The 3688-nt window shown below is 41.4% G+C and carries 3 protein-coding genes; all 3 read left to right on the forward strand.

Translation table 11 applies throughout. The features are described 5' to 3' along the window. The coding region (locus AC37HE_RS02235) for a 3'(2'),5'-bisphosphate nucleotidase CysQ family protein (RefSeq protein ID WP_500781145.1) at nt 1-674 on the forward strand (674 nt) is incomplete at its 5' end. 239 nt (nt 675-913) lie between these two features. Then, entirely contained in the window at nt 914-3334 is a 2421-nt protein-coding gene (locus tag AC37HE_RS02240; protein ID WP_500781146.1) for an SLBB domain-containing protein, read from the forward strand. Nucleotides 3335-3346: 12 nt separating this feature from the next. Further along, nucleotides 3347-3688: Wzz/FepE/Etk N-terminal domain-containing protein (locus AC37HE_RS02245; protein ID WP_500781147.1), on the forward strand; the 342-nt coding region annotated here is incomplete at its 3' end.

The raw sequence follows: 3688 nt of genomic DNA on the forward strand, positions 1-3688 counted from the left end.
AAACCAACGCTGACCAGAACAGCCATTGGGCAATAATTGAAACTTTGGCTCAAAGTCAGTTACCGGTACTTAGTGAAGATGGCGAAAACATTGACTACGAGACCCGCAAAAATTGGAACAAATTTTGGTTGGTTGATCCCTTAAACGGAACGAAAGAATTCATCAAACGAAACGGATTGTTTACCGTAAACATCGCTCTTATTGAAAATAACGAAGCCAAACTAGGCGTAATTTATGCTCCTTTGACAGGTGAAATATACTGGGGATCCGAGGAAATGGGAGCCTGGAAAGCGCTTTGCCCAAAAGGAACAATTCAGCTTACCGAATTGACAAAAACAGCCACCCGTCTCCCAGTGAAAGCAAGATCGAAAAGTTTAAAAATCATAAGTAGCAGAACCTTCAAAACAGCAGAGACTCAGGAATACTTTAACAAACTTCGTGAGAAAACCCGAAAAATTGAATACGTGAATATGGGCAGTGCATTAAAAATATGCCTGATTGCTGAAGGGAAAGCCGACATTTATCCCCAACTGGAGCCCTCAATGGAATGGGATACGGCAGCAGGACATGCGATTGCTAAAGCTGCAGGAAAAGAAATAAAGCTCTTTGATCAACCTTCGACCATCCAATATAATAAGCAGCAATTAACAAACCCCTACTTTGTTGTTTCATAAAGCAACAAAGTAGGGATTCTGACATAATACAATCACTTAGAACAGAGGTCACACTTTCCAGAATAACTTATCTTGAAATGGTTGAATTGACCTTACTCTACTTGTTAAAAAATTTATAAACTCAAGATAAAAGTAGCAAGTTCGAGTTTTTCAATAGCGCATAATTCATGAAATTATGTAATTTTAGCCCCGCCAATCCTAACAGGGATAAAATATTTTGAAAAACAAAACAACGACACATGTTCAGAACGCTGATTATTGTATCTCTCATTCTGCTTTTAGGTGGAACACAATCAATTCTTTATGCACAAACTGATATTTCGACCGTCAAGGTTGAAAATCTGACAGATGCTCAAATCAATCAAATTGCAAAAGAAATTCAAGATCGCGGTTTAACTGTTGCTGAAGCGACAACCCTTGCCAGAGCAAAAGGCGCTTCACAACAGCAAATCGATCAGTTAATGGCTCGCTTACAACAAGCACAAACAGGAGGTACTTTTTCTGGTGCCAAAAGTTCAACAAGTTCGACAGAGGTCCCCGAGGAAGCAAACTTCTCGAGCACCCAAGAGGGAGCTCAAAAAAACGAAAAACCTGGCACTGCTGAGAACCAGCGCATTTTTGGCTATAAATTATTCAATCAAGACAAATTAAGCTTCGAACCATCTGTCAATATTCCGGTCCCCAACGACTATGTTGTCGGTATTGGCGACGAACTATCAATTAATGTCTGGGGAGCTAGTCAGCAAACTTACGTACTTACTGTCGATGGTAACGGATCTGTTAACATTCCGGATTTGGGACCTATTAAAGTTGCCGGACAGGATTTCGCATCTGTTCGTTCGAACTTAATCCACCGTTTGTCAGCAATCTATTCGGGAATGAGCGGAGACTCGCCCAATACATTTGCAGAAGTAAGCATTGATAATCTTCGTTCAATTAAAGTAAATGTTATCGGTGAAGCAATTCACCCGGGAACCTACACTTTACCAGCAACAGCATCAGCATTTAACGCACTCTATCTGTCGGGTGGCCCCAACGAAAACGGATCATTCCGTTCCATACGGATTATGAGGGATAACAAGCAGATTGCTGAAATTGATGCTTACGATTACCTGATCAACAACAACACAAAAAACAACATTTCGCTACGCGATCAGGATGTGATTTTTATTCCAACTTATCACAAACGGATTGAAACAGTTGGCGCTTTTAAACGCCAAGCTATTTTCGAGTTAAAAGATGGTGAGAACATCAATAAATTAATTGAGTATGCCGGTGGATTTACAGAGAATGCATCTAAATCCAGATTATTAATCACGCGTTATGCCGAGGACGGTTATAAACTACTGGATGTTAAGCCGGACCAATTTTCATCGTTCGCATTGAAAAACGGAGACCTTATCCGCGCTGAAAAAGTTGTCAATGTTTTCGAAAACCGGGTTAGCATTGATGGTGCGGTTTATCGACCTGGAAATTATGCGTTGGAATCAGAAATGCACTTATCTGATTTGATCACAAAAGCCGGTGGACTAATTCCGAATTATTTTGCTGAACGCGGCTTAATTATTCGATTGGATGAAAAGCAATTTCCAACAACTATTGCCTTCAATGTTAATGACGTGCTTTCAGGAAAAGATGACCCTATACTTCAAAAGGACGACCAAGTGATGATTCGGGACATCTATAGCATCGGCGAACGCAAAACAATCCGAATTTATGGAGAAGTTATGCACCCCGGAGAGTTCAGCTTCTACAAAAACATGACTCTGAAAGATCTGATCTTCATGGCCGGAGGTATGAAGGAAGCAGCAAGTGAGTCTTATATAGAGGTGGCTCGCCGAAACAGCTATGAAGAAGCAGCTGACTTGAATAACAAAATGGTAAGTCTGTATACCTTTGCTGTCGACCGTAATTTGAAGTTATCTCCGGATGATGAGAACTTTATTATAAGCCCGTTTGATCAGGTTTATGTACGTCGTGCTCCTTCGTACGAAGCTCAACAAACAGTAACCATAACGGGCGAAGTAAAATACCCGGGACAATACAGTATCAGCAGTAAAGACGAACGTATTTCGGACTTGGTTAAACGAGCCGGTGGTTTAACTCCCTATGCATTCAAAGCCGGAGCTCACATGACAAGAAAAGTCGACTCACAAACCAAGGAACAGTTGGCCTTGGCAAACCAAATGCGCCTGGAGGGCGATTCTACCTTAGAGCAAATTCAAACAATAGGAGCAAAAACGCTTGAACTGCAACTGGACAAAATACTGAACAAGCCGGGTTCTGATATTGACTATACACTGAAAGAAGGAGATGAAATATACATTCCGGTTAAGTCGGAAGAAATTTGGGTGAACGGAGAGGTATTAAACCCTGCCGGGCTTGCCTACCAGAAAGGAAAAACAGCCAAATATTACATTAATTCCAGTGGTGGTTTCAGTACAGAAGCAAAAAAAGGGAAAGTCTACGTTGTTTATGCGAATGGCTCATCGTCCTCAACTAAGCACTTTTTCTTCCGGAAATATCCGAAAGTGGAACCCGGAAGTCAAATCATTGTTCCACAGAAACCTGAAAAAACAGGAATGCCAGTGGGTACTTGGTTAGCTATTGCAAGTACATTCTCCTCAATTGCCGTAGCTATTGTTGCAGTATTGAAATAATTTGGACCTATTATGAATAACACAGAACAACAAAATAATACCTCCCCTCAAGTAGCTGATGACGAAATCGACTTATTAGCGTTAGCCAAAACCTTGTGGAAAGGCAGGAAAACGATCTTTAAATTTGTCGGTGCAGGTGTTGTGATAGGGCTGATTTTTGCCTTATTAAGCCCCAAAGAATATACGGCTTCATCAACCATGGTTCCTCAGGGTAGTAGTAGCACAAGTAGTTTGGGCGGTTTATCATCGCTTGCGGCCATGGCTGGCTTTAACCTGGGTAGCGGGAGTACAGCCGATGCCTTGTCTCCGATGATTTACCCACAAATTTTGCAGTCAATTCCTTTTCAACTGGAA

Source organism: Mangrovibacterium sp., from assembly GCF_059905295.1.